This window comes from Actinacidiphila sp. bgisy167, assembly GCF_965342175.1.
Lineage (GTDB): Bacteria > Actinomycetota > Actinomycetes > Streptomycetales > Streptomycetaceae > Actinacidiphila.
The window spans coordinates 1-6,677 of the sequence record NZ_CBDRBL010000148.1; the positions used below are offsets into that span (position 1 = coordinate 1).

At 73.1% G+C, this 6,677-nt stretch carries 5 protein-coding genes; 2 read left to right on the forward strand and 3 right to left on the reverse strand.

The window, feature by feature from the left end; genetic code table 11:
• The first annotated feature begins 358 nt into the window (after positions 1-358).
• Both ACRWND_RS29945 and ACRWND_RS29950 read left to right on the forward strand, forming a co-directional pair.
• Positions 359-1,249, forward strand: a complete 891-nt coding sequence (locus ACRWND_RS29945; RefSeq protein ID WP_431954971.1) for a hypothetical protein — start codon at positions 359-361, stop codon at positions 1,247-1,249.
• 215 nt (positions 1,250-1,464) lie between these two features.
• Positions 1,465-3,039: an alpha/beta hydrolase gene (locus ACRWND_RS29950; RefSeq protein ID WP_431954973.1), complete on the forward strand. Its 1,575-nt coding sequence runs from the start codon at positions 1,465-1,467 to the stop codon at positions 3,037-3,039.
• A gap of 213 nt (positions 3,040-3,252) precedes the next feature.
• Here the strand turns inward: ACRWND_RS29950 and ACRWND_RS29955 are convergent, their stop codons facing one another.
• The 3 genes from ACRWND_RS29955 to ACRWND_RS29965 form a co-directional block, all read right to left on the reverse strand.
• On the reverse strand, positions 3,253-3,468 hold the full coding sequence (locus ACRWND_RS29955; protein WP_431954975.1) for a hypothetical protein: 216 nt from the start codon (positions 3,466-3,468) through the stop codon (positions 3,253-3,255).
• Positions 3,469-4,574: 1,106 nt separating this feature from the next.
• On the reverse strand, positions 4,575-5,786 hold the full coding sequence (locus ACRWND_RS29960; RefSeq protein WP_431954977.1) for a PP2C family protein-serine/threonine phosphatase: 1,212 nt from the start codon (positions 5,784-5,786) through the stop codon (positions 4,575-4,577).
• Between the two features lie 178 nt (positions 5,787-5,964).
• Positions 5,965-6,462, reverse strand: coding sequence for an ATP-binding protein (locus tag ACRWND_RS29965; RefSeq protein WP_431954979.1), 498 nt, complete (start codon positions 6,460-6,462; stop codon positions 5,965-5,967).
• Positions 6,463-6,677: the final 215 nt, after the last annotated feature.

Consider the following 6,677-nt stretch of genomic DNA (forward strand, 5'->3'; position numbering starts at 1 on the left):
AGGTCAATGCCATTCTGGGGCCATACCGGGGCAGCACAAAAGGACCTGACGGGAAAGTCAGTAGTCGCTTCCCTGCGGGAGGCAGCGTCCTCGCGGCTTGCTGACCCAAGATTAACTGATGCTCCGTCACCCGGTTGGACATCTCTTCACATTTTTCTTATCCGGGTCGTCACACCCACTCCCACCTGCGATAACGCCCTGGGCGGCAACACCTCCCCACCCCGTTCGACCGAACGCCTTCGCCGGTCTCGAGGTGCGGGGCGGGTGCGGATGATCGCCATATAGGTCTCGAGGACGCGCTGGCAGTCGTGCCGGGGGCCACATCCCGCCTGCCCCGTCCACAAGGAGGTTCAGCTCGATGCGTGGTGCTCGTATCCTGGCGATGGCGACGATGACCGCTGCGGCAGTGGTCCTTCCGAACGCGCAGGCTTTCGCCGTGGTCGACGTCAACGTCGCCCAGAACGGACGCTCCGTCACCGTCACGGCCAACTCGGAGGTCTGCCAGACGCCCGGCGCGATGGTGAACGCCAACGCCTTCCCGTCCGGTCTGCTGCGCAACGCCCTGAACTTGAGCGCTGCGACCCCGGGCGGTCCGCTGACCGGTACCTTCACGATCCCCGAGGACGCGCCGGCCACCACCTACACCATCACCGTCAGCTGCATGGTCGGCCCGAAGTCCGACCAGGGCAGCGTCGGCACCCTCACCGTTCCCCCCACGACCACGACCGGTGACCGCGACGGCGGGACCACCCCGACCACCCCGCCCGGCACCGGGCCGAACGACGACGACCCCGACGACCGGGATCACGGCGGACACGGCGGACACGGCGGGCACGACGACGACGAGTACGGTGACGACTACGACAACGACTACGGCGACTACGGCCGTGGCGGCCACGGCCGCGACAAGTGCTCGTGGGGCGGGCACGGCCGGGGCGGCCGCGGTGACGACAACGGCCGCGGTGACGACAACGGCCGCGGTGACGACAACGGCCGCGGCGGCTACGGCGACCGCGACGGCAAGTGCCACAAGGGCCACCACGGCCGCGGCGGGCGTGACTACGACAACGACCGCGGCAACGACCGTGGCAACGACCGCGACAATGACAACGACTACGGCGCGCCCGACACGGGCTTCGGCGGTGCGACCGGCATGAACACCGCCGAGACCCTCACCGGCGCGTCCTTCCTGGCCGCCGCGGCGGCGGGCGGCGTGTTCCTGCTGCGCCGGCGTCGCACCCAGGCCTGACGCTCCACCCCCTCTTCACAGCGAGCGGTCACTCCGCCCCGGGCCCGCACAGGGGCCCGGGGCGGGCTGCTGCCCAGACCCTCATCCCGTGGCCGCACAGCGGCGCAACGGCCCGGCCGCCTTCTGGACGTCACTCCCCCGGCCTATACGAACGCTCCCGCCGGGGACGGTGCGTGGTGCACTGATCACGCACCGTACGGCGAAGGAGCGGCGTGGTGACGAAGGCAGCCCGGACCACCGGCCCCATATCCCGCGGACGGCGCGGCCTCCCCCACGTGGCTCTCGCCGTCCTCTGCGCCTCGGCACTCCTGCCGGCCGCCTGCTCGGCACCCCCACCGGAGCACGGTCGTGCGGCGCCGGCGGGCATCTCCTCCCCGGCGACGGCTGATCCCGCACTCGCCGGCTACTACCGGCAGCGGCTCGACTGGCGGCGCTGCCCGGACCAGCCGTCGTTCCAGTGCACCACGCTGCGGGCCCCCCTCGACTACGCCCACCCCGAGGCGGGTGACATCCGTCTGGCGGCGACCCGCAAGAAGGCCACCGGGAGCGGTGCCCCACGCATCGGCTCGTTGCTGTTCAATCCTGGCGGTCCCGGTGAACCCGCGATCACCTCTTTGTGGTCGTACGCCGGGGCGTTCTCACCGGCCGTGCGGGCCTCCTACGATCTGGTCGCCGTCGACCCGCGCGGGGTCGGTTCCAGCACGCCGGTGCGGTGCGGCGCCGACTCGCTCGGCGCCTCGCGGGGAAAGCGCCCCTTGCCGGGCGCGGCGGGGACGGGCGGGCCGGACTTCGCGACGGCGGGCGACGAAGCCGCCCGTGAGACCGCCTCCGCGTGCGAGCGCGGCGCGGGGCGGCTGCTTCCCCACGTCGGCACGCTCGCATCGGCCAGGGACATGGACCTCCTGCGCGTCCTGCTCGGCGACGCGCGGCTGCACTACCTCGGCTTCTCCTACGGCTCCTACCTCGGTGCGAGCTACGCCGGACTTTTCCCCTCCCACGTCGGCCGCATGGTGCTCGACGGCGCCGTCGATCCGACGCTCGACGGCGTGCGCAGCCTGCTGGGCCAGGCCCGGGGCTACCAGATCGCCTGGGACTCCTTCGCGGCCGACTGCGCCGCCCGCCCCGGCTGTCCCGTGGGCCACTCCGCGACCGAAGCGGGGCGCATCCTCGACACGCTGGTCGACGCCCTCGACCGCGCCCCGCTACGGCAGGGCAAGGACGTCGTCGTCGACGGCGACAGCCTCCTCGATGCGGTCACCAACGGGCTCATGGCGCCCGCGTGGGAGACGCTGCGCGCCGCGCTCCGCGAGGTACGCATCGGCGGCACCTCTGCACTCCAGAAACTCGTCGGCGCCCTCGACGCCTCCGGCTTCAGCGGCGACGCGTACGTCGCGATCACCTGCCTCAGCGGCAGTCTGGGTCCACGCGCCACTCCGGCGCAGGCGCGCGCAGCACTCCCCGAGTTCCTGCGCACCTCGCCCCGTTTCGGCAGGTACTTCGCCCGCCAGCTCTCGACCTGCGCCCACTGGCCGGTCCCCGCGGACCAGCCGGCCGGACCCGTCACCGCGCACGGCTCGGCGCCGATCCTGGTGGTCGGCACCACCCGCGACCCGGCGACTCCTTACTCCGAGGCCCGCGCCCTGGCCCGCCAGCTCTCCTCCGGCCGCCTCCTCACCTATGACGGCGACGGCCACACCGCCTACCTCATGTCCGTCGGCTGCGTCGACGACGCCGTCGACCGCTACCTGACCCACGGCCGACTGCCGCCCATGGGGACGGTCTGCGCCTGACATCCCCGGCGACGGAATGGCAGCTCGTGGCCAAGGCGGTGCCCGACGCCGAGCTGCTCACGGCCACCCACGATCTCGCGATCCGCCTCGGAAACGGCCCTACGGGCGCTTACGGTCTTGGCTCCTGCGCCGGAGCACGGGCCACTGACGTCACGCTCCGCACGCTCGCAGAGACACGCCCGACCCACTCCACGCAGGGCAGTCCGACCGCGGTCACCTGAAGAGCCGCAGGACCCGCAGACCCCGTACGTGGTCCTCGCCCTCGCGCGCCTTGAGGTCCTCGGGGGGCTTCCAGTCGGCGTGCAGGGCGGCCCAGAAGTTCGTCCACGCCTGGGTCTCCGTCGGCCCGCGCCCCACCGCGTCGGTCCCCGGACAGGTCACGACGTAACCGTCGCCGTCCTGCCGGATCCTCACCGCTGGCTCGACCATGGCCCACCTCGCGTTCCGGTGCACCGCACCCGAATCACGTCAAGGATCACCCGGTCGGCGAGGGCGCGCAACAGCGCTCCCTGTGGGCCGTCCGGAGGACCCCCACGTGCGGGCGGCACGTAGGAGTCACCTGTAGGCGGCCGCCTCGTGCCGGCGGCCGCCCACCTGTCTCCGGCGCCCCGGCCGGTGGCCGACCGAGGCGCCGAAAGCCCGCACCCGGGCCGCCCACGAGGGGCGTCACCCGGCGAGGCCGCACGGCGGACGCCTCCGGTGAGGTAGCGCAGCCGCCTGAGCGTGTAGGCGAAGACCGGGCGGAAGGCGGGCAGGGCGCTGACCGGCCGGTGGGACGTGCCGCTCATCTCGGCGACCCTTCTGGATGTGCACGGTGTGCTGGGGAGCGGGCGTCAGTACGGGAGGGGCTTGCCGGACGGCGTCCGCAGGTCGATCGGAGGGCGCGACGGCGCCGGTTTCTTCGGTCGCTGGACGCGGATGCGGCGCATGGTCATCACTCCTTCGGCAACGCGGCCCGTGCAGGGCGGACTCCTCCAGTCCTACGCCGTGGGCCGTGAGCCCCGCGTCAGGTAACGTCCCGAAAGCCACCCCTATGCCCCGATTACTCCTCCATCTTTGGGGTGAGGCGCCCGCCGGGTCGTGTTCGCGCTGCTCAAAAGGTTGCGGACACCCATCGCGACTCACGGCGATCCCTCGCGCACAACGCACCGTCGGCGACCCCCGCGACCCCTGGACGCCAAGCGCGGGTGCCGGACCACGACGGGGGGGAACGCGGTCCGGCACCCACACAGCTCACGTCTGACCGGGATGCCGCCGTTCATGCGCGCCGCGCGGCGCCCGGCCCGCGCATCCCCGGTCACGCGGCCATGCCGGCGGCCGCCGTCTCCAGGGCGCGGCATGGGGTCGCCGGCGGAGCCGATGGGGCGTGACCGCCGCAGTCCGCCATGACATCGCCGGACTGCGGCGGTCACGCCCCATGGCGCTCCGTCAGTCCCTGCAGCCGATCGCCGGCCTCGGCTCATGCGGCCCCGGGGGGCATGTCGGCCCGACGGTGTGCGAGGGACACGGCACCCGAGCGGGCCTGCCCATGGCCGTCACATTCCGCGACGGGCAGGCCGCGCTCCCTGCGTCCGGGCGTCCGCCGCCGCGTCGGCTCCGGCCTGCGCACCGACGTTCGGCGGCGGCCCACCGAGCGCTTCGCGCATGACCGCGACCACGGCCATGTCGTCCCGCAGCGGGGCTCCCGCGTGGGCCAGCACGTCGTCGGTCATCTTCTCCACGAGCCTGTCGGGGCTGCGCTCGCCCCACTCGGCGAGCCGGATGATGAGCGGGTAGAACTCCCCGGCGCTGTTCCGGGCCTCCGTCACTCCGTCGGTGTACAGCAGCAGCCGGTCACCGGGGACGAAGGGGAAGGCGGTGGGGGCGTAGCTGCTCCTGGTCAGGCCGCCCAGGCCCAGTGGTGGAGCGGGTTCCGGTACGTCGCACGTGGTGACGTGCCCGTCGTGGAGGAGGAGCGGCGGCAGATGCCCGCAGCTGACCACGCGCAGACACGGCTCGTCGTCGGGGACCTCCACGACGGCCGCGGTGACGAAACGCTCCCCGAGGTCGGCTTCCTCCGGCCCGCCCCCCGACTCGGTGAGCTCCCAGCGGACGGCGGCCTCCAGCGTCTGCATGAGCTCAGCCAGCGGCGCCTGCCGGTGCGCGGCGGCGCGGAAGGCCCCGAGAACGGTGCTGGTGTCCCCGATGGAGCCGAGGCCCTTGCCGCGCACGTCGCCGATGAGCAGACGGGTGGCCCGCGCCGTGCGGGCGACGGCGTACAGGTCACCGCCGATGCGGTCGCCGTCGCCGGCGCTGCGGTACGCCGCGGCGATGGTCACCGGACCGGCGCGGGCGGGGAGCGGCCGAAGCAGCACCCCCTGGGTCGCCCGCGACACCTCGCGCAGCTCCGCGAGCTCGCGTCTGCGGCGCTCGCGCAGGACGCTGATCAGGACGAGCAAGACGGAGAGCGCCATCAGCGAGCCGAGCTGGACGAGCACGTTCTCCGAGGACAGGGTGTGCCGCTCGGCCCCGGCCGCGACGAGCGCCAGCACGGCCGCCACCCCCGTCACAGCGCCGTGCACGGCTCCGGCGAAGGCGGAGGCCAGCGCGACGGGGATGACGAGCACATGGGCGAGGTGGATGTCCCGCGGCAGGAAGTGGTCGGCGACGGGCACGGCCACGATGAACGCGAACATGGCGCCGACGAACGCCCGGCCGCCCGCGCCCACGAAGTCCTGCATCGTGGAGAGACGGGACCCGATCACCATACGGGCGCCTCCCTTCCCGCACCCGGACGGGGTACGACCATGACCACCACGCTCTGGCCGATCCCAACATATGGGTGATTGGTTTTCTTCCAAACAAAATACGCGTTACAGATTTACCAGGCGCCGCGGAAAGGGTCGGCCTTGGCTCCCGGGGCGCCCGCACCTGGGTCCTCCCAGGTCAGACGACCGGCAGATCCGCCCACCGGGCGGCGCCGCGGCTGCGGGCCCCGGCACCGGAACCGACCCCGAGGCTGTCGACGATCGCGGTGCCGCGGCCGTGCTCGCCCGGACCGCAGCTGGCCGCCCAGGCGCCGTGCCGCGGCGCGGGCCCGCCGTCGGTGACCTCGACGCGGACGATCGCCCTGCCGCCGGCCCACCCTTCCCCCTCGCCGCGGCGCAGCCGCAGTCGCAGGGCGACCGGTGGCAGCGCGTGCTCCACCGCGTTGGTGACCAGTTCCGACACGACCAGGACGGCGTCGTGGACGGCCTCCTGCGGCACCGCCCATCCGGTCAGCACGGTGCGCGCCGTGCGACGCGCGACGGCGGCGGCCACGGCGCGGTGCTCCAGCTCGCACACGTACACGTACACGTCGGTACGGGCGACAGGTGACGAGGTGGCGTACCAGTGCGTCAACTCCATCACTCCCCACGCCGAAGGGCTGCTGCGCAGCGTCACCGCTAGGAGGAAGGGCCTCCTGTCCGTCGTCAAGGGACGCGGGGCCCGGCATCCGCCCCCTTGGTGTACCCCGCTGTGACCTCCCGAACCCCAGGGGTCACAGCAGTGGGCCGGACGCACACCCGCGACACCCGTGCCGTACGGCAGGTCTCCTGCCGAACGTGCGCCCCGGGGCGCACGTCACGTCGCCGGCACACTCAGAGGCCGCGCGGATA